The sequence below is a fragment of the Ancylobacter moscoviensis genome (assembly GCF_007559435.1).
Classification (GTDB): domain Bacteria; phylum Pseudomonadota; class Alphaproteobacteria; order Rhizobiales; family Xanthobacteraceae; genus Ancylobacter; species Ancylobacter moscoviensis.
The window spans coordinates 539,552-565,155 of record NZ_VMBP01000002.1; the positions used below are offsets into that span (position 1 = coordinate 539,552).

Below are 25,604 nucleotides of genomic sequence, written 5' to 3' on the forward strand. Positions count from 1 at the left end.
TCGTGGCACAAGAACCTTCGATGCGGCGCCGGGAGCGGTTCAGGCAACAGGCTTGACCTTTCCCCGGGGGCCGTGAGCACAATCGACGTGACGACGTTAATCAGGGTGGATCATGCCATTGCCCGATGCCGTGGGCACCGCCACGGCCGCTGCGAGCGAAAACGACCCTCTCACTGACGAGTTTGGCGCCTATGTCGCCGCCCATGGCGCGCCGGAGATCGTCGAGGTCCTGCTGCCGGACACCCACGGGGTGCTGCGCGGCAAATGGATTCCCGGCGGAGCGGGCGGCAAGATCTGGGGCGATGGCGTCGCCATTCCGCTCTCCATCTTCGGCCTCGACATCTGGGGCCGCGAGGTCGAGGAAACCGGCATCCATATCGAGACCGGCGACCGCGACGGCATCTGCCGTCCCGTGCCTGGCACGCTGACGCCCGTTCCGTGGTCGCCGCGCCCCGCCGCGCAGGTGATGCTCACCATGCATGAGCCGGACGGACGGGGCGGGGAGCGCCCGTGGGAGCTCGATCCGCGGCACAAGCTCGCCGCGCAGGTCGCGCGTCTCGCCGCCCTCGGCCTGCACCCCTGCGTCGCCTTCGAACTGGAATTCTACCTGCTGAAGCCCGGCGCCGGTCCGAACGGCGTGCCGGAACCGGTGTTCCCCGCCTCGGCGAGCGGGCCCGCGCGGCAGAACATGTACTCCATGTCGGACCTCGACGCCTTTGCCCCGCTGCTGCACGACATCCGCGAGGCCGCCCGCATCCAGGGGCTGCCGGCGGACACGGTGATCTCCGAGGCGGCGCCCGGCCAGTACGAGGTGAACCTCTATCACCGCCGCGACGCCATGGCGGCGGCGGACGACGCGATCCTGCTGCGCCGCCTCATCGACGGCGTCGCGCGCAAGCACGGCGTGCGGGCCAGCTTCATGGCCAAGCCCTTCCTCGACTTCGCCGGGTCGGGCATGCACGTCCATGTCAGCCTGACCGACAGCGAGGGCGGCAACGCCTTCGGCGCCGGTGAGGACGGCGACCGGCTGCTGCGCCACTGCGCCGCCGGCCTGCTCGACACGATGATCGATACCGCCGTCCTCTATGTGCCGAGCTATAACGGCTTCCGCCGTCTCGTGCCGGGCAGCTACGCACCCACCAGCATCTCCTGGGGCTATGACAACCGGGCGGTCGCGGTGCGTGTGCCGAATGGCCCGCCCAAGGCGCGCCGGCTGGAGCACCGCATCGCGGGGGCGGATGCCCACCCGCATCTGGTGCTGGCGGCGATCCTCGCCGGCATGCTGGAGGGCATCGAGCGCGGGCAGGAGCCGCCGCCGCCGCTGACCGGCAACGCCTATGAGCAGGAGGCGCCGCGGCTCTCCTACGACATGGGCGAGGCGATCCGTTCCTTTGGTGGATCGGACTTCGTGGCGCGCGCCTTCGGCGCCGAATACCAGCGGGTGTTCGCCATCATGAAGGAGGCGGAGCTCGCCGCCTTCGAGCGCCGCATCGGCCCGCTGGAATACGAGACCTATTTGTGAGCGTGACCACAGCTTGAGCAGAACACGGGGACATTCTAGCCTTGAAGCGGAGTGTCCTCACCGCACTCAAACAACTCACTTCCGAGGAGAATAGGATGTCCCGCCTCCTAACGACAATCGCGGCAGGCCTGCTGACCGCGCTGGCCGTCGTGCCGGCGTCGGCGCAGGAGAAGGTCGTGAACGTCTACAACTGGTCCGACTATATCGACGAGTCGGTGCTGGAGGAGTTCACCAAGGAGACCGGCATCAAGGTCCGGTACGACGTCTTCGACAGCAACGAGGTGCTGGAGACCAAGCTGCTCGGCGGCAAGACCGGCTATGACGTGGTGGTGCCGACCGGCTCCTTCCTGCAGCGCCAGATCCAGGCCGGCGTCTTCCTGAAGCTCGACAAGGCGAAGCTGCCGAACCTGCAGTACCAGTGGCCGATGATCGCCGAGCGCCTGGCAGTCTACGATCCCGGCAACGAATATGCCGTGAACTACATGTGGGGCACCACCGGCATCGGCATGAATGTCGACAAGGTGAAGGAGCGCCTCGGCGACATCCCGCTCAACACCTGGGACATCATCTTCAAGCCGGAGATCCTCGGCAAGCTGAAGGACTGCGGCGTCTACATGCTCGACGGTCCCGAGGAGATCATCCCGACCGCGCTGCGCTATCTCGGCAAGGACCCGAACTCGAAGGATCCGAAGGACATCGAGGCGGCGGGCAAGCTGCTGATGCCGATCCGTCCGTTCATCAAGAAGTTCGACTCGTCCGGCTACATCAACGCCCTCGCCGGCGGCGACATCTGCATCGCGACCGGCTGGTCGGGCGACGTCTTCCAGGCCAAGGCCCGCGCCGAGGAAGCCGCCGAGAAGACCGGCAAGCCGGCGGTCAACGTCGAGTACGTCATCCCCAAGGAGGGCGCGCTGATGTGGTTCGACAACTTCGCGATCCCGAAGGATGCGCCGCATCCGGAAGAGGCTCTCGCCTTCATCAACTTCATGATGAAGCCCGAGGTCGCCGCCAAGAACGCGAACTACATCTCCTATGCCAGCGGCAGCGAGGGGGCGCAGAAGTTCATCGACAAGGCGATCCTCGACAATCCGGCGATCTATCCGGACAAGGAGACGCAGGGGAAGCTCTTCACCGTCACCACCTATCCGCAGAAGGTGCAGCGCGTCGTCACCCGCACCTGGAGCGACTTCAAGCGCGGCAAGTGACCGCCTGGCGGTGATCCGCCTCCCAGCCTGAAATGCGAAAGGCGCCCGGTCGGTCCGGGCGCCTTTTTCGTTGGGTGGTTGGGGCTACATCCGCCAGCGCTTATAGAACCAGGTCCACTGGTCGGGGTGCTCGCGCACCCAGCCCTCCACCACGGAGGTGATCATCTGCATCGAGCCGTCGATGTCGATCTTGCCCTTCGCGTCGCGGGGAAGGTTCAGCGCCGGCGTGCATTGGATGCGGAAGCGCCCGCCCGGAAGGCGGATCACCCGGACGCCGTGCACCGGGCACTCGTAGAGCCGCGCGAGGCGGGCGATGGTCGGATTCGACGAGCAGGGATGACCGAAGAACTGCACGGTCGGCCCGCCGCGCCGCGCCTGATCGACGAGGATGCCGAGATGCTTGCCCTGATCGAGCACGGCGGCCAGCTCGAACACCGCCACATGCGAGGCGGCGACGAGGTTGCCCATCACGCGGCTGCGCGCCTCGAACAGCAGGTCGGCGAAGAAGGAATTGTCCGGCGCGCGGAACAGTACCGCGCTGTCGAGCCCCTGCGCGGCGGCGGCGATGGCCGGCAGCTCCCAGTTGCCCAGATGCGCGGTGAAGACCAGCGCCGGCTTGCCGTCGACCCGCATGGCGACGAAGTTGGAAACGCCCGTCGTCTCGATCCGGCTCTTCGACGGCTCCCACATATTGTATTGCCAGATGCGGTCGAGATGGACGAACTCGCCCGCCATGCGGCCGAGATTGTCCCACATGCCGACGGCGATCGCCTCGCGCTCGGCCTCGGTCTTCTCGGGGAAGGCGAGGCGCAGATTCTTCAGCGCGATGCGGTGGATCGAGGTGTAGCGGCCGAGTTTGCGTGCCCAGAAGCCGCCCTGCCACGAGGCGAAGCGTGGGGGCTGCAGGCGCATGAGGCGCATGAGCGCCCAGACGCTGGCCGACAACGCGGCGTCGCGCACCCGCAGCGTCCAGGGCAGGGGGCGGCTCATCGGCGGCTCATCGGGGTTTCATTCCGGGGCTCGGCGGGCGTCAGAAGGTGATGACGACCTTGCCGAACACCCGGCGGGTCTCCAGGCGCTCCAGGCCGGCGCCGAAATCCGCCAGCGGGAATTCGGAATCGATCACCGGCAGCACGCCGCGCTCCATGCGCTTCAGACCGTCGGCGATGGCGCGGATCGGCGCGCCGAAGGAGCCGATGATGCGGTACTGGCGCTGGAAGAGCTGCATCAGGTTCATGTTGACCGAGACGCCCGAGGTCGAGCCGCAGGTGACGAGGCGCCCGCCGGGCTTCATCGACAGCAGCGAGCCGTTCCACGTCTCGGCGCCGACATGCTCGAACACGACGTCGACGCCCTTCTTCTTGGTGATCTTGCGGACCTCGTGCTCGAAGCGGTCGGTGCGGTAGTTGATCGCGTGGTCGGCGCCGAGGGCCAGCGCCTTGGCGCACTTCTCGTCGTCGCCGGCCGTGGTGATGACGGTGCAGCCGATCTCCTTGGCCATGCGGATGGCCACGGTGCCGATGCCGGAGCCGGCGGCGTGCACCAGCACGGTCTCGCCGGGTTCGAGCTTGGCATTGTCGAACAGCATGTGCTCGACGGTGGAGAAGGTGACCGGCGCGCAGGCGGCGTCGACCCAGGAGATGCCCTCCGGGATCGGCACGCAGAGCCGCTCCTTGATGTTGAGCTTGTCGCGGGCGAAGCCGTCGACGTGGAAGCCCATGACGCCGGCGACCTCCTCGCAGAGATTGTCGCGGCCCTGCCGGCACATCTTGCACTGGCCGCAGGTGAGGGCGCCGTACATGGCGACCTTCGAGCCGGGCTTGAAGCGGGTGACGCCCTCGCCGGTGGCGATGACCTCGCCGACCGCCTCGGCGCCGACGACGAGCGGCATCTTGCGCTTGGCGAAGGCCATGCCGCGCCAGCCCCAGACGTCGATATGGTTCAGCGCCAGCGCCTTGATGGAGACCTGCACCTCACCCGGCTCCGGCGCACCCGGCTCCGGCAGATCGGTAAGGATGAGTTCGCGGTCGGACACCAGCTGAAGCGCGCGCATGAACAACTCCAAAACGACGGCGAGGGCATCATCGGTCCGCCCCGTTCCCGATACGGGAAGAGGCGCGGGTGGATGCCGCCCGCGGAAGGATGAGGGTGGATAACGAAATCAGCGCTGGATGGCTAGTGCGGCGGTGAGCCCGCCATCCACCGGCAGGGTCGTGCCCGTGATGTAGGCGGCCCCCGGCGACAGGAGGAAGGACACCAGCGCCGCCACATCCTCCGGTCCGGCGAAGCGGCCGGCGGGGATCTGCTTCTCGACATTGGCGCGATAGGCGGCATAGGGCGCCAGCATGGCGGTATCGACGAAGCCGGGCGCCACGACGTTCACGGTGACGCCGCGCCGGGCGCTCTCGATCGCCAGCGTGCGGCAGTAGCCGGCCAGCGCGGCCTTGGAGGCGGCATAGATGGCGTTGCCGGCATTGGCGACATCCGCCGCGATCGACCCGATGGCGACGATGCGTCCGGCGCGGGCCCGCGTCATCGGCCGGACCAGCGCACCGACCAGCTTCACGAAGGACCAGTAATTGACCTGCATGAGCTCCTCGGCCTTGCCCTGATCGACGAGGGCGGCGAGCGTGTCGTAGCTCATGCCGGCATTGTGGATGAAGCCGTAATAGGCCGGCTCCTCCGCGAGCGTGGCGGCGAAGGCTTCGACGGCGGCCTTGTCGGCGAGGTCCAGCAGGCGTGCCTCGACCGCCGCGTCGGGCTTGTCCGCCTTGATGGAGGCGATGAGTGCCTCGGCCTCGGCTTCCGCCGTGCGGACGGTGAACAGGACGTCGAAACCGGCAAGCGCAAGGGCGCGTACGATGGCGGCACCGACACCACGGCCGCCGCCGGTCACGAGGACGCGCTGGGTCATGGGAGGTTCCTTCTGTCGCCTCGTCGCGCGGAACGGGCAGGGCGCGGAGGCATGAAACAGTGATGGCCGGGACGAACCCGGCCATCGGCAGATTTCGGAGCTGTCAGCCGGGCGTCACGCAGGCTCGCCGGTCAGGATCAGGCAGACATTCTGCCCGCCGAAGCCGAAGGAGTTCGACATCACGCGCTTCACCTGCGCATCGCGGGCCACGTTGGGCACCACGTCGAGCGGAATGGCGGGGTCCGGCAGCTCGTAATTGATGGTCGGCGGGATGCGGCCCTTGGCGATGGTCAGCAGCGAGATCACCGCCTCGATGGCACCGGCGGCGGTCAGCGTGTGGCCGATCATCGACTTGTTGGAGGAGATCGGGATTCCGGCCAGCCGCTCGCCGAACACGGCGCTCATGCCGGTGAACTCCATACGGTCGTTCTCCGGCGTCGAGGTACCGTGGGCGTTGATGTAATCGATGTCGTCCGGGCTCACGCCGGCATCGGCCAGCGCCTGCCGCATGCAGCCGATCACCGGCTTGGCGTCCGGCGAGGAGCGGGTGCGGTGGAAGCTGTCGGCCATTTCGCCGACACCCTCGACCACGCCGAGGATCTTCGCCCCGCGCGCCGTGGCGTGCTCGAGGCTTTCCAGCACCAGCGCGCCGGCGCCTTCGGCGATGATGAAGCCGTCGCGGTTCTTGGCGAAGGGACGCGAGGCCGCCTCGGGAACCTCGTTGTTGGTGGAGAGCGCCGAGAGCAGCGAGAAGCGGATCAGCGCCTCCGCCGTCACCGAGCCGTCTGTGGCGATGGAGAGGGCCGCGTCGCAGTCGCCGCGGCGGATCGCCTCGACGCCGAGCTGGATCGAGGTGTTGCCCGAGGCGCAGGCGGTGGACAGCGAGATCGGCTGGCCACGCGTGCCGAATCGGTCGGCCAGATGGTCAGCGATGGAGCCGTAGAGGAACCGCTCGTGCCAGGCATCGTGGCCATTGGCCTCGGCGGCACGCAGCAGGTCGTCATAGGACACCGGACCGTTCGGCGCGGCTTCCTGCGCGAGGATGCGGCGCTGCGGCCATTCCAGCTCGATCGGCGGGACGGCGCAGAAAAGCGGGCCGGGGAAGTTGCCCTTGGAGCCGATGCCGGATTCGGCGACCGCCTCCTCCGCCGCCAGCTGCGCCAGTTCCTCGGAGAGGTCCGGCGCGGTGCGCCCGCTCTCCGGCAGGAAGTCGACCGTGCCGGCGATGGTGGTGCGCAGCGTGTCGATCGGGAAGCGGGTGATGCGGTGGATGCCGGAGGTGCCGGCAGTCAGCTTCGCCCAGTTGTCCGCCTTGCCCTGGCCGAGCGAGGTCACCATGCCCATGCCGGTGACGACGACGATCGGCCGGCCGGCCTTGTCGGTATAGGAAGCCATAGTCTGCTCCTCGGAAGCGTATGCTTCCGCGTGGTGGGTCAGTCGGCGCGCTCGACGAGCGCGACGCCTTCTCCACGCCAATGCCCCACTGCGGTGACGATGGCACGGGATATGGTGCCGTCGAAAGGCTTTTCCAGCGGCTCGCCGGCCAGCGGGGCGAAGAGCCGTCCTTCGGAGACGGAGAGCGCCGCAAGCGCCAGCGCCACCGGCATCTGGGCTTCCAGTCCGTGGCCGACGCGGTCGGTCACCGAGCGCACCGGCAGGCCGGAACGGGCGAGCACGGCGGCTTCCGCCTTCGTCGGCTCGGGCGCGCCGGTGGCGGCGGAGAAGATGGCGGTGTCATCGGTGATTCCGGCTTCCGCGGTCTTCAGCATCTCTTCCAGCGTCGCCTCGACGGCGCCGGCCTCGCTGCGGCGGGCGCGTTCCGACCACACGCCGGAAAGCTTGGCGATGGGCCTGGCGCCGCGCGCCGTGGCGTGTTCCGGCGATTCCAGCACCAGGAAGGCGCCGGCCGAGCCGGTGGCGATGCCCTTGGGGTCCGCCAGCACCGGCGCCCAGGGGGCGTGCATGGCGAGGCGCTTGAGCGCGAAGAGCAGCAGCATGTCGCGCCGCTCGGCGTTATAGGCGCCGCCCACCAGCGCGATCTCGCTGGTGCCGGCCGCGATGCGCGACCAGCCGATGCGCACCGCGTCGGTGCCGGAGCTTTCCTCGCCCATGAAGGTACGCGAGGAACCGGTGACGCCGTGGACGATGGAGATATTGCCGGCCAGCAGGTTGGAGAGCTGGGCCAGGAACAGCGTCGGGCGCAGGTTCGACTGGAGCTGCTCGTTCAGGAAGACGTCGGGATTCGCCTGCTTCTCGATCTCGGTGAGAATGGCGCCGTCGACCGATTGGTCGCGTTCGCCGCCGCCCGCCGCGACCACCATGTCGGTGGCGCCGAGGATTTCCTTGTTGCCCTTCAGGCCCGCCGAATCCAGCGCGAGGCCGGCCGCATAGGTGCCGATGCGCTGCCAGGGCTCCATCTGCCGCTGGTCGCCCCGCTTCGGGATCTGCTGGTCGAAATCGACCTTGGCCAGCGGATGCACGACGTAGGGAACGAAGCTGTTCTCGTCGACCACGGGGCCCGTACCGCCGGCAAGGGCCTGCCAATGGGCTTCCAGACCTTCACCGAGCGAGGAAACGAGCCCGATGCCGGTGATCCAGACGTCGCGACGATTAGACATGCGTAAGCTTTCCTGGCCGCTCGGTCCCGTCGGGCGTGGGCCCGTCTCCCATCGGCATGCAGATGCGCTCGGCAGTCGAGAGCAGGTAGCCGCGGAGTTCCGGGGCAGGGAACGGCATGGTCTTGAGGGTGATGTCGGCGTTGCAGACGAGCTTGCCCTCGACGCGCCCTTCGGCCTTCAGCCGGGCAAAGCCCGAGCCGTCGTGCTCCATGCGTGCGAACACCTCGATGACCTGCCCCGGTGTCACGAAGGTGCGCAGCTTGCCCTTGTCGACCGAGGCGAGGAACGCCATGCGGTCATAGTTGTGGAGGCGCAGAAGCAGCATGCCGCAGCTCTGCGCCATGATCTCGAACAGCAGCACGCCGGGCAGCAGCGGGTGCCCCGGGAAGTGGCCTTCGAAGATCGGGCTTTCGGTCGGGACGGTGTTGGCTGTCCTCAAGGTGCGAGCGTCGAGGTCGAGCTCGATCACCTTGTCGATCATCTGGAAATATTCGAGCCGCATCACCCGTCCCGCTTAAACCCTGCCGAACCGCCCGATCAGGCGGTCTTCGCCGCGATCAGCTCATCGATGCGGGCGCAGAGATTCTTGAGCACGAAATACTGCTCGGTCGTCGCCTTGCCCTCGTTGACTTCCTGCGTCCACTGCTCAAGCGGCAGCTTGATGCCGAAAGCCTTGTCGATGGCGAAGGCGATGTCGAGGAAGTCCAGGCTGTCGATGCCGAGATCGTCGATCGCGTGGCTCTCGGGCGTGATGTTCTCGCGCGGGATGTCGCACGTCTCGGCAATGATGTTGGCAACGGTCTCGAACGTGGTCGACATGAAATGCCTCTAGTCTCGGCGGCCGCGTCCGGCCACGGTTGCATTGGTTCTCCCGCCGCTCCCGCGACGACAGGCCCCCAAACGGATGACGGCCCGTATACCTAAGGGCGAACGGCTATTCAATGGCGGCGGCGCGGCAATCCTCGGCTGTGTGACATCCATGCCGATCGTCCCGCTTGAGCGTTGTCATGGCACGGAGGCCGATTCAGGCTTATCGTTCCGCCACTGGTGGAATAGCGGGTTTCGGGGTGGGTGCCATGGTCGCGTTGTCTTCGGCCTTTTCGTGGCTCGGGCGCGGAGTGGCCGCGCCGCTATTGGCAATGGCGCTGGTGGGGCCGGGCCTCGCCCAGAACACGCCGCCCGCGGTTCCCAAGCCGCCGAAGCCGCCCGCCGCCGCGACCGCGCCGCAGCCGGCAAAGCCGGCGGCGCAGGCCACCCCAGTGCAGGACGCATTGCCCAGAACCTATTCGCGGCAGGATCTCATCGAGGCCGCCCGGCGGTTGCAGGCGCTGCTCCAGCGCGAGCGCGGACCGCTGCCCAAGCCGGCGGCGCAGATGCGCAAGGACGCCGATGCGGCGCTGGGGAGCGGGGACGCGCGCAGCGCCGCCGAGATCTATGGACGGCTGGCGCAGGCATCGCCGGCCGATTCCGCCGCCTGGATGCGCTTCTCGCGCGCGCTCACCCGCATCAAGCCGAACGATGACGAGAGCGCCGATACCTTCCTCGAGCGTGCACAGGCCGCCGCCTTCCTCGCCTATCGCGCGGCGACGACGCGGGTGCAGCAGGCCGAAGCGCTGTTTGCCATCGGCCACCTCTATAATCAGCGCTCGCTCTGGCGCGCCGCGCTCGACACGCTCAGCGCCGGCCTCACCTATGCCAACGTGCCCGACCAGCGCGCCTTCTACGAAAAGCTGCGTGAGGAGCGCGGCTTCCGCATCCTCGACTACAGCGTCGATTCGGATGCCTCCAGCCCGCGCATCTGCGTTCAGTTCTCCGAGCCGCTGGCGACCGGCGGCAAGGATTATTCCGCCTTCGTGACCCTGAGCGGGCCGAACGGGCCGATCGACAAGCCGGCGGTGACGGCGGAGGAGAGCCAGCTCTGCGTCGAGGGGCTGAAGCACGGCGACAGCTATGACGTGAAGCTGCGGCAGGGCCTGCCGTCCTCCATCGCGGCCGAGCCGCTGCGCGAGAGCGCCGACCTCACCATCTATGTACGCGACCGCAAGCCGGGCGTGCGCTTCACCGGCCGCAACTATGTGCTGCCGCGCACCGGCCCGCGGGGCATTCCGGTGGTGAGCGTCAACACCTCGCGCGTTGGGGTGGAGCTTTATCGCATCGGCGACCGCAGCCTGATTCCCACCGCCCTGGACGGCAGCTTCCGCCGCGATCTCGGCGGCTACGATCTCCAGCAGCTCAAGGACAGCCGGGCCGAGCTGGTCTTCTCCGGCGAGTTGGAGACGGCGTCGCCGCTGAACGAGGACGTCACCACCTCCTTCCCCGTGGACGAGGCGGTCGGCACGCTGGCGCCCGGCGTCTATGTGCTGGCGGCGCGCCCGGGCGGCGAGGCGGCCAACCCGAACGACGAGTGGGGCACCCGCTCGACGCAGTGGTTCGTGGTCTCCGACCTCGGCCTCACCGCCCTGTCGGGCAGCAACGGGCTGACCGTGCTGGTGCGCGCGCTCGGCACGGCGCAGCCGCTGGAGGGCGTGGAGCTCCGCCTGCTCGCCAAGTCCAACGAGTTGCTGGCGACGGCCCGTACGGATGCTTCGGGCGCTGCGGCCTTCGACGCCGGGCTCGTGCGCGGCAAGGACGGCTTCGCGCCGGCCGTCGTCGTGGCGCAGGCGAAGGAGGGCGACTATGCCTTCCTGTCGCTGGAAGATCAGGCCTTCGACCTCACCGATCGCGGGGTCGGCGGACGCGCCGCGCCCGAGAAGATGGATGCCTTCGTCACCACCGAGCGCGGTGTCTACCGTTCCGGCGAGGAGGTGCACGTCACCGCCCTGCTGCGCGATCCGCAGGTGAAGGCGGCGCCCGGCGTGCCGCTGACCCTCGTCTTCAAGCGTCCCGACGGCGTGGAGGAGCGCCGCGTGCTGGCGGAGGACGGGGGCGCGGGCGGGCGCAGCGTGTCCTATGCCCTGATGGGCGACGCCATGACCGGCACCTGGCGCGTCGAGGCTTATGTCGACCCGCGCGGCGCGCCGGTCGGCTCCACCACCTTCCTGCTGGAAGACTACGTGCCGGAGCGTCTGGCGCTGGACCTTTCCACCACCGCCACCGACATCGCCGCTGCCGCACCGGTGAGCGTGGCGGCGGATGGGCGCTGGCTGTTCGGTCCGCCCGCCGCCGGCCTCGAAATCGAGGGCGAGATCGAGGTGCGTGTCGCCGATGCCCGCCCGAATCTGGCCGGCTGGCGCTTCGGCCGCCCGGATGACGGCTTTACCCCCGTGCGGCAGCCGCTCGCCGACGCGCCGTCCACCAATGCGCAGGGCAAGGCGAGCCTTTCCGTGGCGCTGCCGGCGCTGCCGTCGACGGCACGGCCTCTGGAGGCGGAAATCTTCGTCTCCCTGAACGAGGGCGGCGGGCGCGCCGTGCGCCGCTCGCTGGTGCTGCCGGTGCGCGCGGCCGGCAACGGCATCGGCGTGAAGCCGCTCTTCGACGGCGCGGGTCCGGGGGAGGGCTCCAATGCCGGCTTCGAGGTGCAGGCGTTCGATGCCGCCGGCAAGCCCGTCGCGCTCAGGGGCGCGCAATGGGCGCTCTACCGTATCGAGACGCGCTACCAGTGGTACCGGCTCGACGGCAACTGGGATTTCGAGCCGGTCGAATCGATCGCCAAGGTGGCGGACGGCACGTTGGAACTCGGCGAGGGCGCTCCGGCACGGCTGGAGGTGCCGGTCAACTGGGGGCGTTACCGGCTGGAGGTGAGCGACGGCAAGCTCGCCACCGCCGTGCCCTTCGAGGCCGGCTGGGGCGGCGGCGCGACCGCCGACGCGCCGGATCGGCTGGAGGTCGGCCTCGACAAGGCGCAATACGCGGACGGCGAAGCGCTGAAGGTAAACCTCACCAGCCGCCATGCCGGCTCCGCCACCGTGCTCATTGTCGGCGACGGCGTGCTGGCGTCGAAGACGCTCGACGTGCCGGCCGGCGACAGCTCGGTGGAGTTCGACGTGAAATCCGGCTGGGCGCCGGGTGCCTACGCGCTCGCCTTCCTGCACCGGCCTCTGGACGTGGCCGGCGGCCGCAATCCGGGGCGCGCCATCGGCCTTGCCTGGTTCGGCGTCGACCGGGCCCAGCGCGTGCTCGACGTGAAGCTGGAAGCGCCGGCGCTGGTACGGCCGGAAACCACGGTCTCCGTGCCGGTCCAGGTGTCCGGCGGCGGGCAGGGTGAAGCCTATGTGACGCTCGCCCTCGTCGATGTCGGGATTCTCAACCTCACCGGCTTCAAGACGCCGGACCCGGACGGCTTCTATCTCGGCCAGCGCGCGCTCGGCACGCAGGTGCGCGATTTCTACGGCCAGCTCATCGACGGCATGCTGGGCAGCCGTGGCCGCCTGCGGTCCGGTGGCGATGCCATGGAGGGCGGCCTGCAGGCCGAACCGCCCACCCAGCCGCCGCTCGCCCTGTTCTCCGGCATCGTGAAGCTCGACGGCGCGGGACGGGGAAGCATCGACTTCACCATACCGCCCTTCGACGGTACGGGCCGGCTGATGGCGGTGGCCTGGTCCGGTGCGGCGGTGGGGCATGCGCAGGCCGATGTCACCATTCGCGATCCGGTGGTGATCACCGCCACCCTGCCGCGCTTCCTCGCGTCCGGCGACCGTTCGACGCTCAACCTCGCCATCACCAATGTGGACGGCGAGGCAGGCGACTATGCGCTTGATCTGGTGACGGAAGGTCCAGTCTCCATCGCCTCGGCGCCGAAGACCGTGCCGCTCGCCAAGGACGGGCGGCAGGCCTTCGGCGTGCAGCTCGACGGCAAGGGCATCGGCGAGGCCAAGGTTTCCGTCCGGATCTCCGGTCCGGGAGGCTTCAGCATCGTACGCGACTACCGGCTGAATGTGCGGCCGGCCTATCCGGCGATCTCCCGCCGCAGCGTGCAGACGCTGGAGCCCGGCGCCAGCCTGTCGCTCAGCCGCGATCTCGTGGCCGATCTCGTGCCGGGTCGGGGCGGCGTGACCGTCTATGCCGGGCCGGATCCGGCGCTCGACGTGCCGGCGCTGTTCGGCGCGCTCGACCGCTATCCCTTCGCCTGCTCCGAGCAACTCACCAGCCGGGCCATGCCGCTGCTCTACCTCAGCGACTTCGGCACGCCCTCGCGCTTCCGGCTGACGCAGGAACCGGCCGAGACGGTGAAGAACGCCATCGCGCGGCTCGTCGCGCGGCAGGGTTCGGACGGCTCCTTCGGCCTGTGGGAGGCGGGCGGCAACGATGTCTGGCTCGACGCCTATGTGACGGACTTCCTCACCCGCGCCCGCGAGCGCGGTTACGAGGTGCCGGAGCAGCCCTTCTCCATGGCGCTCGACTGGCTGCGCAACACGCTTTCCTATGCGACCGACGGCGCTACCGACGACGGCACCGCCTACGCGATCTATGTGCTGGCGCGCAATGGCCGGGCGCCGCTCGGCGACCTGCGCTATGTCGCCGACGCCAAGCTCGACGAGGTGAAGAGCCCGATGGCGCGCGGCCAGCTTGCCGCCGCGCTCGCCATGCTGGGCGACAAGGGGCGGGCCGAGCGGGTGTTCGGTGCCGCGCTGGAACTGCTGCCCGACGCGCCGGAAACGGTCGCGACCGGGCGGCCGGACTTCGGCTCCATCCTGCGCGATGCGGCGGGCGTGGCGACGCTCGCCTCGGAAGCCGGGTTCACCGGCACCGCGCGCACCGCCCGGACGCGGGTCGCGGCCGCCTTCGTCGATGCCGGTCCGACCTCGACGCAGGAGGATGCATGGCTACTGCTCGCCGCCCGTGCGGCGCGCGAGGGGCGGGGGATCGCGGTCGATGTCGATGGCGTGGCGCATTCGGGCATCTATGAGCGCGCGCTCACGCCGGATGAGCTGGCAACGCCCGTCGTGCTGACCAATCGCGGCACGGCGCCGCTCGACGTGGCGGTGTCCATCGACGGGCCGCCCAGCACGCCGGAGCCGGCCTCGGCCGAGGGCTTCGCGCTCACGCGCAGCTACTACACGCTCGACGGGACGCCGGCCGACCCGGCCAAGGTGGCGCAGAATCAGCGCCTCGTCGTGGTGCTGGAGGCGCAGGAGGACGATGCCGGGCCGAGCCATGTGCTGCTGGTCGATCATCTTCCGGCCGGCTTCGAGATCGACAACCCGAATCTCGCCGTCGGCGCGGATACGGGCGCGCTGGCCTGGCTCGGCGACACGACGCAGCCAGCGCACGCCGAGTTCCGCGACGCCTTCTTCGCCGCCGCCTTCGACCGCACGCAGGGCTCGGAGGAGCCGGAACTGCTACGCGTCGCCTATATCGTGCGCGCGGTCTCGCCCGGCAGCTACGCGCACCCTCCGGCGATGGTCGAGGACATGTACCGGCCGGGCCGCTTCGCCCGCACCGAGGCGGGGCGCACCGAAGTGACGGGTCCGGCGAGGTGAGGGGCGGGCGATGAGACGCACGCTGGCGCGGAGTGGCGGGATTGCGCTTCTCGGCGCCATGCTGGTGGCGGGCGGGGGCTATGCCTGGCTCGTCGGCGCGCGCGCGGCCGCTCCCCCGCCGCCGGAGCCGGCGCTGTCGGTCGAGGTGCTGGATCGCGAGGGACGGCTGCTGCGCCCCTTCGCGCTTGCGGACGGGCGCTGGCGGCTGAAGGCGCAGGCCGGCGAGGTCGACCGGCGCTTTCTCGACATGCTGGTCGCCTATGAGGACAAGCGGTTCTGGCAGCACGGCGGCGTCGATCCGGTGGCGCTCCTGCGTGCCGCCGGGCAGATGGCGCTGCATGGGCGCATCGTCTCGGGCGGCTCAACGCTGACCATGCAGGTCGCCCGCCTGCTGGAGCCGCGCGAGGGCCGTGGCCTCGCCGCCAAGCTCGGCGCGAAGCTGCGCGAGATGCGCCGGGCGATCCAGCTGGAGGCGCGGCTGACCAAGCGCGAGATCCTCGGGCTCTACCTCACGCTGGCGCCCTATGGCGGCAATATCGAGGGCGCGCGCGCGGCGAGCGTCGCCTATTTCGGCAAGGAGCCTCGCCGCCTGACGCTGGCCGAGGCGGCGCTGCTGGTGGCCCTGCCGCAGGCGCCGGAATCGCGCCGGCCGGACCGCCAACCCGAGCGCGCCGGCCGGGCGCGCGAGGCGGTTCTGGCCCGGCTCGGCGCGACGGGCCTCTTCGATACGCCGGAAGCTGAGTTCGCGGCGCGCGCGCCGGTTCCCGCGCGTCGGCTCGCCATGCCGATGCTCGCCGCCCACGCGGCCGAGGCGGCACGGCGCGAGCGGCCGTCGGTACCGGTGCACCGTCTTGCCATCGAGGCATCGGCGCAGATGCGGCTGGAAGAACTGGCCGCCGAGCGGGTGCGCGAGCTTGGCGCGGGCGTCTCGCTGGCCATGGTGATGGTCGACAACGCCACCGGCGATGTTCTCGCGCGGGTGAGCGGCGCCGATCCGCTCGACGCGAGCCGGGCCGGGGCGGTGGACCTGACGCGCGCCGTGCGCTCTCCCGGTTCGACGCTGAAGCCTTTCATCTACGGCCTCGCCTTCGAGGACGGCATCGCCCATCCCGAGACGCTGATCGAGGACCGGCCGGCGCGCTTCGGCGCCTACCGTCCGCGCAATTTCGACCGCGATTATCAGGGCACGGTCTCGGTCAAGCAGGCGCTGCAATTGTCGCTGAACGTGCCGGCGGTGGTGCTGCTGCAGGCGGTCGGCCCGCAGCGGCTCGCCAGCCGTCTCGGGCAGGCCGGCTTCGCGCTGAAGCTGCCGCCCGGCGAGATACCGGGGCTGGCGGTGGGGCTGGGGGGCGTGGGAATCAGCCTCGACGCGCTGGCGGGGCTTTACGCCGGCATCGCCAATGGCGGCGAGGCGCATCGCCTGCGCGAGCGGGTGGACAGCGCGGTGACGGATGGAGAGGAGGCGCGGCGTCTGATGAGCCCGGTCGCGGCCTGGTATCTGGCGCAGGCGCTGGTCGGCACGCCGGCGCCGCGTAACGAGCGGGCCGGGCGCATCGCCTTCAAGACGGGCACGTCCTTCGGCTATCGCGACGCCTGGGCAGTGGGCTTCGACGGGCGACGCACGATCGCGGTGTGGGTGGGGCGCCCGGACGGCCAGCCGGTTCCGGGGATGATCGGCCGCGAGGCGGCGGCGCCGATCCTGTTCGAGGCGTTCGCGCGGCTGGTGACGCGGCCGGCGCCCTTCGGCCCGGCACCGCGTGAGGCGCTGAACACGCGCAACATCGACCTGCCCCCACCGCTCCGGCGTTTCGGCCGGATGGCAGGTCAGGTCGGGATGGCAGACGGGCCTCGGATCGCTTTTCCGCCCGATGGGGCGAGCGTGGAGCGCGACGCGGATGAGCCGCTAGCGCTCAAGGTGAGCGGCGGCACGGGCCGGCTCACGGTCTTCGTCGACGGTGTTCCGTCCGGCACGCCCGCCAGCGCTGCCGCGTTCTTCTGGCAGCCGGCGGGCACGGGGTTCGTTCGCCTGACGGTCATGGATGCCGCGGGAGCGTCCGACAGCATCACCTTGCGTATTCGCGAGCCGGCAGGCGTTGCGGGCACGCCGGCAGGGCAGCTCAGCGGCCGTTGACGGCGACGCGGGCAATGTCCTGACGGGTCAGGCCGCGCGTGGCGAGAGCCGCGTCCGACAGGCGGGACAGGGCCTCATAGCGCTGGGCGATGCGACGGCCTTCGCCAACGGCTTCGAAGAAAGCGGCAACGCCTTCGACAACGCGCGAGAAGAAGTCCGGCGAGGTATGACGGCTAAGAGTAACAGTGCTCATTTGAGCCTCCAGGGTATTCTGTATGCCAGGAATATAGAGACTCTTTCGCACTGCAAAAGGCTGAATGCTGCATGACAGCACTGACATCAGCGCATGGATCGAGGCGGGCTCGATCTGATGCAGGGCCGCATTCTGCACCATAAGAAGGCAGAATGGGCGTTGATAAGTGTTATAAGACCATTAACAGACAAGGTGACGTTGGGGTCTGCAAGGATTGGTTGTGGATGAGCTATGCGCTGATATGGGTGCTGGCGACATCTCTTCCGGGCACATGGAGATGCGGGGCACCGGCCACCCGACAATACCGACGGGGTTCCCGGAAACCTGGCGCGATGGGCGCCTTTGTCTCGCGGCGAGGTGCAGGCGGGAAGGGAAATCCGTCCGATGTTCCGAGCGTCGGTCGGTTCGGATCGCGTGGATTTTCGAGATGGCTGGGGGACCAGGATTCGAACCTGGACTAACGGAGTCAGAGTCCGCAGTTCTACCGTTAAACTATCCCCCACCAGACACCTTGGTAACGCGAGCGCATGCGGCTCGGTTCGGCGGCCGGCGGCCGGGTTGCAGACCCGGCGGCGAACGCGGGGGATATAGCGTCTCATTCGGGCGCGGTCTACCCCCCGGTCCCGCTCATGTGGATATTCCGCCGCAAGGCCCTTTCCCGCCCTGTCGGGCTTTGGGGAGCTCTGCTTGCCGTCATTATCTGACAATCGGGCGACTTTTCCGTAAGGCGGCGTCAATAACGGCTCCGTGCGCGCTGCTTGCCGTGGAATGATGGGGCCATGCCGCCTTCCGGCGATTGTCTTTCTCGCGCGGGTGGGGCTGTATCTGCCGGGGATTGCCCGGCGCTGCCGTCGATCCCGTCTGCGCGCCGCGGCTGGCGCGCGTCATTCTGGGATTCGCCGGAGGTAGAAAATGTCCCTTGCCATCAAGCTTGCCGCGCCGCTCGCGCTGCTCACGCCCTTCATGATCGTCGGCGGGGCGGGCGCGCAGACGGCGCCGGCCGGGCAGGCGGGGAGCACCGCCCCGGTCCGCACCGAAACGGTCGTCTACGACAACTGGGTCGTCACCTGCCGCGACCGGCTCGAAAAGGGCAGCAAGAAGACCTGCTCGGCGAGCATGCAGATCAAGGACAGCAAGTCCAACAACATCGTGCTGGTCTGGCAGGTCGGCCGCAATCCCGCGGGTGAGCCGACCCACGTCATCCGCACGCCGCTCGGCGTGCGGCTGAAGGACGGCGTGCAGGTCGCGCTTGGCGGCGGCAAGCCCCGCAAGCTTGATTACGCCTCCTGCTCGCAGCAGGGCTGCGAGGCGATCGCCCCCTTCGAGGATGGACTGTCCAAAGAGCTGGCCGGCGCGAAGGAAGCGGTGGTGAGCTTCACCCTGGCCAACGGTCAGGCGATCAATGTGACGGTGCCGCTCAACGGCGTCGACAAGGCGCTGCCGGCCCTGAAGGGCTGATCCGGGCCGTTCCTCGGCAGGGCGGGGCGCGACGGTAGCCCCGCCTTCGGTGCGCGGCAGGCATGAAGCCGATTGCGCCCGCGCTCGCGAATGTTACATTTCACGTGAGATGTTGAACAATTCGATCCCGATCGCCGCTTTCGGTGGTCGGGGCGGCGGCTTCGGCCGAGGAATCTACAATGGTCGACGAGACCCGGATCTGGGCCGGCGAGCGGGTGACCGAAAGGTCCGCCCGCGAGGATAGGCCGCATGCGCGCGTGCGCCATCGCCACTGGCGCGGCCGGCGCGGAAACGGTGGCACGCGCCCGGAGGAGGCGGCGGCCGACGGTTCCGGCCAGCAGCGTCCGCGCGGCAGCGATCCCTGCTACGCCGCGCTCGATCTCGGCACCAATAATTGCCGCCTGCTGATCGCGCGGCCGACCGGCAACAGCTTTCGGGTCGTGGACGCTTTCTCGCGCATCGTGCGCCTCGGTGAGGGACTCATCTGTTCGGGAAAGCTCGGCGACGCGGCGATGGACCGTGCGGTCGATGCGCTCAAGGTCTGCGCCAGCAAGATCGGCGCGCGCAACATCGCCGACAGCCGCCTGATCGCCACCGAGGCCTGCCGCTCCGCCGTGAACGGCGAGGATTTCATCCGCCGGGTGGAGCGCGAAACCGGCCTGGCGCTGGAGATCGTCGACCGTGAGACGGAGGCGCGCCTGGCCGCCTCCGGCTGCACGCCGCTGGTCGATCCCTCTTCGGACGGCGCGGTGCTGTTCGACATCGGCGGCGGCTCGACGGAGGTCGTCTGGCTCGACCGGGTGGAGACGCGCGACGGCGGACCGCCGGCGGCGGTGATCCGCGCCTGGGTGTCGGTGCCGCTTGGCGTCGTGACGGTGGCGGAGCGCCACGGCGGCGTGAAGGTGACGCGCGACGATTTCGAGGCCATGGTCAACGAGTTCAGCCCACATCTGGCGGGCTTCGTGAAGGCGGTGGGCCCGCATAATTGCGGCCGGCTGCACCTGCTCGGCACCTCGGGCACGGTGACGACCATCGCCGGCGTCCATCTCGACCTGCCGCGCTACGACCGTTCGCAGGTCGATGGTACATGGCTCGGCGCCGAGCAGGTCCGAATCGTGGTCGACCGGCTGCTCGCCATGCCGTTCGCCGAACGGGCGGCCAATCCCTGCATCGGCGTGGAGCGTGCCGATCTGGTGCTGGCCGGCTGTGCGATTCTCGAAGCGGTGCGCCGCGCTTTCCCGTGCGATCGGTTGCGGGTGGCGGACCGTGGTTTGCGTGAGGGTATCCTGGTGGAATTGATGCGTGCCGACGGTGTCTGGCGTCACAGGGCCGGAGCGCCGACGTGATCGACAAGCCCCAGCCCCGCAAGGGGGGTGAGGCCCGGCCGCTCAAGGTCCGGCTCAAGAAAGCCCGCTCGCTCAGCTCCTCCTCGCAGAAATGGCTTCAGCGCCAGCTCAACGATCCCTATGTCGCGCGCGCCAAGCGCGAAGGCTGGCGTTCGCGCGCGGCCTTCAAGCTCATCGAGATCGACGAGAAGGCGAAGATCCTGAAGCCCGGCCTGCGGGTGGTGGACCTCGGCGCCGCGCCGGGCGGCTGGAGCCAGGTGGCCGCGCAGAAGGTGAAGGTCGAGGACGGGCGCGGCAAGATCGTCGCCATCGACCTCCTCGAGATCGACCCCATCGCGGGTGTCGATTTCGCGCAGATGGATTTCCTCAAGGACGACGCGCCGGAAAAGCTGATGGCGATGCTCGGCGGCGAGGCGGATCTCGTCATGTCCGACATGGCGGCCAACACGACCGGCCACAGGGCGACGGACCATCTGCGCATCGTCGGCCTCGTGGAACTGGCGATCGATTTCGCGCGGCAGGTACTGGCGCCGGGCGGCGCCTTCATCGCCAAGGTGTTTCAGGGCGGCACGGAGAGCACGCTGCTCGCCGATCTCAAGCGCGACTTCGCCACCGTGCGCCACATCAAGCCGCAGGCAAGCCGGGCCGATTCCGCCGAGCTCTATGTGGTGGCGACCGGCTTCCGCGGGCGGCGGCGCGAGGCTGCGCCCGAGACTGACGAGTCCTAGGCGGCGCTGCCCATTTCGTTCGGCGTCTCGGCCGGAGCCGCGGGCTTGGTGCGCCGCTGCGCGAGTTCTGCGCCGGCGTCGGCGGGCAGGCGCACGAAGAAGAACACCGAGCACACCGCGATCAGCGACACGACGATGAAGGCGACGCTGAAATCGTCGAGATGCAGCGTGCCGTCGCCGCGCCAGCTGCGCATGCCGTCGAGCACCAGCGCGGCCACGGCGACGCCGGTCGAGATCGACACCTGCTGCGCCACGCTGGCGAAGCTGGTGGCGCGGCTCATCGCCTCGTTGGACACGTCGGCATAGGACAGCGCATTGGTGCTGGTGAACTGCAGCGAGCGGAAGAAGCCGCCGAGCAGCAGCGCGCCCACGAGCACCAGATAGGGCATGTCCGGCCGGAACAGCGCGCCGATGGCGATGAAGCCGGAGGCGATCACGCAGTTCACCACCAGCACGCGGCGGAAGCCGAAGGTGCGGATGATCGGCGCCGCGGTGAATTTCATCGTCATCGCGCCGGCGGCGGAAGCGAAGGTGATCATCCCCGAGGCGAAGGGAGTCAGGCCGAATCCCAGTTGCAGCATCAGCGGCAGCAGGAAGGGCAGGGCGCCGATGCCGATGCGGAACAGCGAGGCGCCGATGACGCCGGCGAAGAAGGTCGGGATCTTGAGCAGCTCGAGATCGAGGATCGCCCGCTCCGTATGCCGCGCATGGCGGACATAGAAGGCCATCGCCACGGCCCCGGCCGCGATGACCGCTAGGGCGATGGAGGGCGCCACCGCGTGCTGGCCGAGCAGCGCGAAGCCGAAGACGAGGCCGGACAGCCCGATGCCCGAGAGCCCCATGCCGCGCATGTCGAACGGCGGCACGTCCTCCTCGCGTATGTCCGGAATGAAGCGCGTCGCCAGCACGACCCCGATGAAGCCGATCGGGATGTTGATGAAGAAGATGTAGCGCCAGTCGAAATAGGTGGTGATGAAGCCGCCGAGCGGCGGGCCGAGAACCGGCCCCATCAGCGCCGGGATGGTCAGCCAGGCGAGGGCCGAGACGATCTCCTCCTTCGGCACGGTGCGCAGGATCACCAGCCGCCCGACCGGCACCATCATCGCCCCGCCCATGCCCTGCAGGATGCGGAAGGCGACGAAGTCCGGCAGCGAATGCGCGAGCCCGCAGAGCAGGGAGCCGGCGGTGAAGATGACGATGGCGGCCCGGAACACGGTCCGCGAGCCGAATCGGTCGGCGAACCAGCCGCTTGCCGGGATGAACACGGCGAGGCTGAGCAGATAGGAGGTCAGCGCCAGCTTGAGCGAGATCGGGTCCTCCTGCAGGTCGGCGGCGATGGCCGGCAGCGAGGTCGCGATGACGGTCGAATCGAGCTGTTCCATGAACAGCGCGCAGGCGACGATAAGCGGGACGAGGCGTTCGGCGCGCACGGATCCATCCGTAGGGGCGGCAGGGGACGATTTCACATGACGGTCGGCCTATAACGCCGATGCGCCCGACCGGGGAACCAATTCGCACGCACATATGCGTCATCACCTTCAGGTGACGCAGCGGCGCCGCGGGCGCGCAGCCGCATTGCGCGGAACACAGAGATAGATGCCTAGGAAAGCGTGTCGGCCCATGGTATGAGCCCTCGCCAACTCGAAGGTGGCGGCGTTCAGCAACCCGTCTCCCCTCGATCATCCATCCAACGGGCGGACGCGACCTTCGGCGCGTCGGTTGCCCCTAATCGGGAGTTGGCGATGTCGGTTTACGACGGCCTCGCGCGGGAAGCGCTCACCTTTGACGACGTGCTCCTCAAGCCGGGCCTGTCCGATGTCATGCCGGGTCAGGTCGACATCCGCTCGCGGGTGACGCGCTCGATCTCGCTGAACATTCCGATCATTTCCTCCGCCATGGACACCGTCACCGAATGGCGGCTCGCCATTGCGATGGCGCAGGCCGGCGGCCTCGGCGTCATCCACCGCAACCTCGACCCTGAAGTGCAGGCCGAGCATGTGCGGATGGTGAAGAAGTTCGAATCGGGAATGATCGTGAACCCGGTCACCATCCATCCCGACCAGACGCTGGCCGATGCGCTGGCGCTGATGAAGAGCCATGGCATCTCCGGCATTCCGGTGGTCGAGCGCGGGCCGAACGGGCGTTCCGGCAAGCTGGTCGGCATCCTCACCAACCGCGACGTGCGCTTCGCCAACAACCCGTTGCAGCCGGTTTCCGAGCTGATGACCAAGGAGCGGCTGATCACGGTGCGCGAAGGCGTCGAGCAGGCCGAGGCCAAGCGGCTGCTGCACCAGTTCCGCATCGAGAAGCTGCTCGTGGTGGACGATGAGGGGCGCTGCGTCGGCCTCATCACCGTGAAGGACATGGAAAAGGCGGTCACCAACCCGAACGCCGCCAAGGACGAGCAGGGCCGCCTGCGCGTCGCCGCGGCGACCAGCGTCGGCGATGACGGCTTCCGCCGGGCCGAGCTGCTGGTCGAGGCGGGCGTCGATCTCGTGGTGGTCGATACCGCGCACGGTCATTCGCGCAAGGTTCTCGATCAGGTCAGCCGCATCAAGCAGCTCTCCAACAAGGTGCAGATCCTCGCCGGCAACATCGCGACGGGCGAGGGCGCGCAGGCGCTGATCGACGCGGGCGCGGATGCGGTGAAGGTCGGCATCGGGCCGGGCTCGATCTGCACCACCCGCATCGTGGCGGGCGTCGGCGTGCCCCAGCTCACCGCCATCCTCGACGCCGTCGAGGTCGCGAAGAAGAACGACACGCCGGTGATCGCCGATGGCGGCATCAAATATTCCGGCGATCTCGCCAAGGCGCTCGCCGCTGGAGCGGATTGCGCCATGATCGGCTCGCTGCTCGCCGGCACGGACGAGAGCCCCGGCGAGGTCTACCTCTATCAGGGCCGCTCCTATAAGTCCTATCGCGGCATGGGCTCGGTGGGGGCGATGGCGCGCGGCTCGGCCGACCGCTACTTCCAGGCCGAGGTGAAGGACACGCTGAAGCTCGTGCCGGAAGGCATCGAGGGACAGGTGGCCTATAAGGGCCCGGTGGGCGGCGTGCTGCACCAGCTGGCCGGCGGCCTTCGCGCCGCCATGGGCTATGTCGGCGGCGCCAATCTCGGCGAATTCCGCGAGAAGGCGCAGTTCGTGCGCATCTCCGGCGCCTCGCTGCGCGAGAGCCACGTCCATGACGTGATCATCACCCGCGAGAGCCCGAACTATCCCAACGGGGCCTGAGGTCCCGTCCGTTGCCGCCGGCCGCCCGAGGAGGATTTCCAGCGCCGTGACCGTCACCGCCATCCTGCTGCCCGTCCTGGCCCAGGTCGCACTCACCTTCGTGGTGCTGATCCGGCTCGGGCTGGCGCGGCTGGCGGCGATCCGGGAAGGCGGCGTCGCGCGCGAGCGGGTCGCCATCGACGAGACGGCGTGGCCGCCGAGGGCGCGGCAGGCGGGCAACTGCTTCCGCAACCAGTTCGAGCTGCCGGTGCTGTTCTACGTGCTGGTTGCGCTCGCGCTGCTGACCCGGCAGGCGGACGGGCTGTTCGTCCTGCTCTCCTGGCTGTTCGTGCTGAGCCGCGCCGCCCACGCGCTGGTTCACGTGACGGTCAATGACGTGGCGTGGCGCTTCGCCGCCTTCGCCATCGGGGCGATCGTGCTGCTCATCATGTGGGTGATTTTCGCACTGGCGATCTTGTTCGCGCCGGCGCTGCTTTGACGGAGAAGAAATGACGCCGGCTGCCAGGCTTTCCGCCGCCATCGAGGTTATCGGCACCCTTCTTGCCGAACGCCGTCCGGCCGCCGATGTGCTGAAGGACTGGGGGCGCAGCCATCGCTTCGCCGGTTCCGGCGATCGGGCGGCGCTGTCCTCGCTGGTCTATGACGCGCTTCGCCGCCGGGCTTCCGCCGCCTGGATCATGGGCGAGCGCGTAGGCGAGGAGAGCCCGCGCGCCCTGCTGCTCGGCACGCTGCGGCTGGCTCGTGGCCTCGACGTCGAGGCCATCGCCGCCCTGTGCGACGGTGCACGCTTCGCCCCCGAGCCGCTGAACGCGGATGAGAGGGCGCGTCTTGCCGCCGCGTCGCTCGATGACGCGCCCGCCCATGTGCGTGGCGACTATCCCGAATGGCTCGACGCGCCGCTGGCCGCGGTGTTCGGTGAGGCGCGGGCGGCGGAGGGGGCGGCGCTGGCCGAGCGCGCGCCGCTGGACCTGCGCGTCAACACGCTGAAAGGCGGCGTCGACAAGGCCGCGCGCCAGCTCGCCCATCTCCATCCGGGGGCGGGCAACTGGTCGCCGCTGGCGCTGCGCATCGCGCTGGAGGCCGACGGCAAGGCGCCGCCGCTGACCGCCGAGCCGGCCTATCTCAAGGGGCTGGTCGAGATACAGGACGAGGGCTCGCAGATCGCCGCCATCCTCGCCGCCCCGCCGCGCGGTGGACAGGTGCTGGACCTGTGCGCGGGCGGCGGTGGCAAGACGCTCGAACTCGCCGCGCTGATGGACGGCGCCGGCCAGCTCTACGCCTATGACGACGACCTGCGCCGCCTCGCGCCGATCCACGAGCGCGTCCAGCGTGCGGGCGCGCACAATGTTCAGGTGCGTTCGCCCAGGGGGCGCGGTCCCGGCCGCGAGGACGTGCTGGAGGATCTCAACGGCCGCATGGACCTCGTGCTGGTCGACGCCCCCTGCACCGGCACCGGCACCTGGCGCCGCAACCCGGACGCCAAATGGCGCATGCGTCCCGGCGCGCTGGTCGAGCGGGTGAAGGAGCAGGCGGAAATCCTCGACGCCGCCGTACGCTTCGTGAAGCCCGGCGGGCGTCTCGCCTATGTTACCTGCTCGCTGCTCGACGAGGAGAATGTCGGGCAGGTCCGCGCCTTCCTGGAGCGTCATCCGGGCTTCCGCGTCGTTCCCCCGGCCGAAGCCGTGCTGGCGCTCGGCGAGCGGGGCATGGCGCTGCGGGAAGCCGCGCTCGACCGGCCCGAGGGCCTCCTGCTGTCGCCGCGCCGCACCTCCACCGATGGATTCTTCGTCAGCCTGATGGTGCGCGACGCCTGAGCCGGGTATGAACCGAACCGATC

19 protein-coding genes and 1 tRNA gene are annotated in these 25,604 nt (G+C 69.2%); 10 read left to right on the forward strand and 10 right to left on the reverse strand.

Annotated elements, in window-relative coordinates:
* Positions 1-112: 112 nt before the first annotated feature.
* A complete protein-coding gene (locus tag FO470_RS08660) occupies positions 113-1,522 on the forward strand; it encodes a glutamine synthetase family protein (protein WP_186291887.1) in 1,410 nt (469 codons plus the stop codon).
* A 95-nt stretch (positions 1,523-1,617) separates the two neighbouring features.
* Positions 1,618-2,727, forward strand: coding sequence for a polyamine ABC transporter substrate-binding protein (locus tag FO470_RS08665; protein ID WP_144342539.1), 1,110 nt, complete (start codon positions 1,618-1,620; stop codon positions 2,725-2,727).
* Positions 2,728-2,811: 84 nt separating this feature from the next.
* On the opposite strand, the gene FO470_RS08670 is transcribed toward FO470_RS08665, so the two are convergent.
* The 7 genes from FO470_RS08670 to FO470_RS08700 form a co-directional block, all read right to left on the reverse strand.
* Positions 2,812-3,717 carry a lipid A biosynthesis lauroyl acyltransferase gene (locus tag FO470_RS08670; RefSeq protein WP_144342540.1) on the reverse strand — a complete coding sequence of 302 codons (906 nt, stop codon included), beginning with the start codon at positions 3,715-3,717 and terminating at the stop codon, positions 2,812-2,814.
* Between the two features lie 40 nt (positions 3,718-3,757).
* Positions 3,758-4,780: a zinc-binding dehydrogenase gene (locus FO470_RS08675; protein WP_144342541.1), complete on the reverse strand. Its 1,023-nt coding sequence runs from the start codon at positions 4,778-4,780 to the stop codon at positions 3,758-3,760.
* Positions 4,781-4,888: 108 nt separating this feature from the next.
* Positions 4,889-5,641, reverse strand: coding sequence for an SDR family oxidoreductase (locus tag FO470_RS08680; RefSeq protein WP_144342542.1), 753 nt, complete (start codon positions 5,639-5,641; stop codon positions 4,889-4,891).
* A 114-nt stretch (positions 5,642-5,755) separates the two neighbouring features.
* Positions 5,756-7,036 (reverse strand): beta-ketoacyl-ACP synthase, encoded by a 1,281-nt coding sequence (locus FO470_RS08685; protein WP_144342543.1) that lies wholly within the window; start codon positions 7,034-7,036, stop codon positions 5,756-5,758.
* Between the two features lie 38 nt (positions 7,037-7,074).
* Positions 7,075-8,259 (reverse strand): beta-ketoacyl-ACP synthase, encoded by a 1,185-nt coding sequence (locus tag FO470_RS08690; RefSeq protein WP_144342544.1) that lies wholly within the window; start codon positions 8,257-8,259, stop codon positions 7,075-7,077.
* Positions 8,252-8,761, reverse strand: a complete 510-nt coding sequence (locus FO470_RS08695) for a 3-hydroxyacyl-ACP dehydratase FabZ family protein (protein ID WP_144342545.1) — start codon at positions 8,759-8,761, stop codon at positions 8,252-8,254. The genes FO470_RS08690 and FO470_RS08695 overlap by 8 nt, the downstream gene beginning before the upstream one ends.
* A gap of 35 nt (positions 8,762-8,796) precedes the next feature.
* Entirely contained in the window at positions 8,797-9,078 is a 282-nt protein-coding gene (locus FO470_RS08700; RefSeq protein WP_013165771.1) for an acyl carrier protein, read from the reverse strand.
* 257 nt (positions 9,079-9,335) lie between these two features.
* Between FO470_RS08700 and FO470_RS08705 the strand changes: the two genes are divergently transcribed.
* Complete coding sequence (locus tag FO470_RS08705) at positions 9,336-14,678, forward strand: alpha-2-macroglobulin family protein (RefSeq protein WP_144342546.1); 5,343 nt, start codon at positions 9,336-9,338, stop codon at positions 14,676-14,678.
* 10 nt (positions 14,679-14,688) lie between these two features.
* Positions 14,689-16,809: a penicillin-binding protein 1C gene (pbpC, locus tag FO470_RS08710; protein WP_246659523.1), complete on the forward strand. Its 2,121-nt coding sequence runs from the start codon at positions 14,689-14,691 to the stop codon at positions 16,807-16,809.
* On the opposite strand, the gene FO470_RS19665 is transcribed toward pbpC, so the two are convergent.
* Both FO470_RS19665 and FO470_RS08720 read right to left on the reverse strand, forming a co-directional pair.
* Entirely contained in the window at positions 16,796-17,143 is a 348-nt protein-coding gene (locus tag FO470_RS19665) for a hypothetical protein (RefSeq protein ID WP_246659524.1), read from the reverse strand. The two genes, pbpC and FO470_RS19665, sit on opposite strands and share 14 nt — an antisense overlap.
* A 287-nt stretch (positions 17,144-17,430) precedes the next feature.
* Positions 17,431-17,504, reverse strand: a tRNA-Gln gene (locus FO470_RS08720).
* 410 nt (positions 17,505-17,914) lie between these two features.
* Between FO470_RS08720 and FO470_RS08725 the strand changes: the two genes are divergently transcribed.
* From FO470_RS08725 to FO470_RS08735, 3 genes are all read left to right on the forward strand, one after another.
* Positions 17,915-18,460 (forward strand): invasion associated locus B family protein, encoded by a 546-nt coding sequence (locus tag FO470_RS08725; protein WP_144342547.1) that lies wholly within the window; start codon positions 17,915-17,917, stop codon positions 18,458-18,460.
* 179 nt (positions 18,461-18,639) lie between these two features.
* Positions 18,640-19,806, forward strand: a complete 1,167-nt coding sequence (locus tag FO470_RS08730) for a Ppx/GppA phosphatase family protein (RefSeq protein ID WP_144342548.1) — start codon at positions 18,640-18,642, stop codon at positions 19,804-19,806.
* Complete coding sequence (locus FO470_RS08735; RefSeq protein WP_144342549.1) at positions 19,803-20,534, forward strand: RlmE family RNA methyltransferase; 732 nt, start codon at positions 19,803-19,805, stop codon at positions 20,532-20,534. Before FO470_RS08730 ends, FO470_RS08735 begins: the two co-directional genes overlap by 4 nt.
* Here FO470_RS08735 and FO470_RS08740 read toward each other — a convergent pair.
* A complete protein-coding gene (locus FO470_RS08740) occupies positions 20,531-21,964 on the reverse strand; it encodes an MFS transporter (RefSeq protein WP_144342550.1) in 1,434 nt (477 codons plus the stop codon). The two genes, FO470_RS08735 and FO470_RS08740, sit on opposite strands and share 4 nt — an antisense overlap.
* 312 nt (positions 21,965-22,276) lie before the next feature.
* On the opposite strand from FO470_RS08740, the gene guaB reads away from it, so the two are divergent.
* Genes guaB through FO470_RS08755 form a run of 3 tightly spaced genes read left to right on the forward strand, consistent with a single transcriptional unit; the run spans position 22,277 to position 25,581 of the window.
* On the forward strand, positions 22,277-23,767 hold the full coding sequence (gene guaB, locus FO470_RS08745) for an IMP dehydrogenase (protein ID WP_144342551.1): 1,491 nt from the start codon (positions 22,277-22,279) through the stop codon (positions 23,765-23,767).
* 46 nt (positions 23,768-23,813) lie between these two features.
* Positions 23,814-24,245: an MAPEG family protein gene (locus FO470_RS08750; protein ID WP_144342552.1), complete on the forward strand. Its 432-nt coding sequence runs from the start codon at positions 23,814-23,816 to the stop codon at positions 24,243-24,245.
* A gap of 10 nt (positions 24,246-24,255) precedes the next feature.
* On the forward strand, positions 24,256-25,581 hold the full coding sequence (locus FO470_RS08755; protein WP_144342553.1) for an RsmB/NOP family class I SAM-dependent RNA methyltransferase: 1,326 nt from the start codon (positions 24,256-24,258) through the stop codon (positions 25,579-25,581).
* The last annotated feature ends 23 nt before the right edge of the window (positions 25,582-25,604 follow it).

What these genes read in the sequence shown, in the direction of transcription:
- FO470_RS08660 (WP_186291887.1), top strand. Translation starts at nt 113, where the DNA reads ATGCCATTGCCCGATGCCGTGGGCACCGCCACGGCCGCTGCGAGCGAA.
- FO470_RS08665 (WP_144342539.1), top strand. Translation starts at nt 1,618, where the DNA reads ATGTCCCGCCTCCTAACGACAATCGCGGCAGGCCTGCTGACCGCGCTG.
- FO470_RS08670 (WP_144342540.1), bottom strand. Translation starts at nt 3,717, where the DNA reads ATGAGCCGCCCCCTGCCCTGGACGCTGCGGGTGCGCGACGCCGCGTTG.
- FO470_RS08675 (WP_144342541.1), bottom strand. Translation starts at nt 4,780, where the DNA reads ATGCGCGCGCTTCAGCTGGTGTCCGACCGCGAACTCATCCTTACCGAT.
- FO470_RS08680 (WP_144342542.1), bottom strand. Translation starts at nt 5,641, where the DNA reads ATGACCCAGCGCGTCCTCGTGACCGGCGGCGGCCGTGGTGTCGGTGCC.
- FO470_RS08685 (WP_144342543.1), bottom strand. Translation starts at nt 7,036, where the DNA reads ATGGCTTCCTATACCGACAAGGCCGGCCGGCCGATCGTCGTCGTCACC.
- FO470_RS08690 (WP_144342544.1), bottom strand. Translation starts at nt 8,259, where the DNA reads ATGTCTAATCGTCGCGACGTCTGGATCACCGGCATCGGGCTCGTTTCC.
- FO470_RS08695 (WP_144342545.1), bottom strand. Translation starts at nt 8,761, where the DNA reads ATGCGGCTCGAATATTTCCAGATGATCGACAAGGTGATCGAGCTCGAC.
- FO470_RS08700 (WP_013165771.1), bottom strand. Translation starts at nt 9,078, where the DNA reads ATGTCGACCACGTTCGAGACCGTTGCCAACATCATTGCCGAGACGTGC.
- FO470_RS08705 (WP_144342546.1), top strand. Translation starts at nt 9,336, where the DNA reads ATGGTCGCGTTGTCTTCGGCCTTTTCGTGGCTCGGGCGCGGAGTGGCC.
- pbpC (WP_246659523.1), top strand. Translation starts at nt 14,689, where the DNA reads ATGAGACGCACGCTGGCGCGGAGTGGCGGGATTGCGCTTCTCGGCGCC.
- FO470_RS19665 (WP_246659524.1), bottom strand. Translation starts at nt 17,143, where the DNA reads ATGGTGCAGAATGCGGCCCTGCATCAGATCGAGCCCGCCTCGATCCAT.
- FO470_RS08725 (WP_144342547.1), top strand. Translation starts at nt 17,915, where the DNA reads ATGTCCCTTGCCATCAAGCTTGCCGCGCCGCTCGCGCTGCTCACGCCC.
- FO470_RS08730 (WP_144342548.1), top strand. Translation starts at nt 18,640, where the DNA reads ATGGTCGACGAGACCCGGATCTGGGCCGGCGAGCGGGTGACCGAAAGG.
- guaB (WP_144342551.1), top strand. Translation starts at nt 22,277, where the DNA reads ATGTCGGTTTACGACGGCCTCGCGCGGGAAGCGCTCACCTTTGACGAC.
- FO470_RS08755 (WP_144342553.1), top strand. Translation starts at nt 24,256, where the DNA reads ATGACGCCGGCTGCCAGGCTTTCCGCCGCCATCGAGGTTATCGGCACC.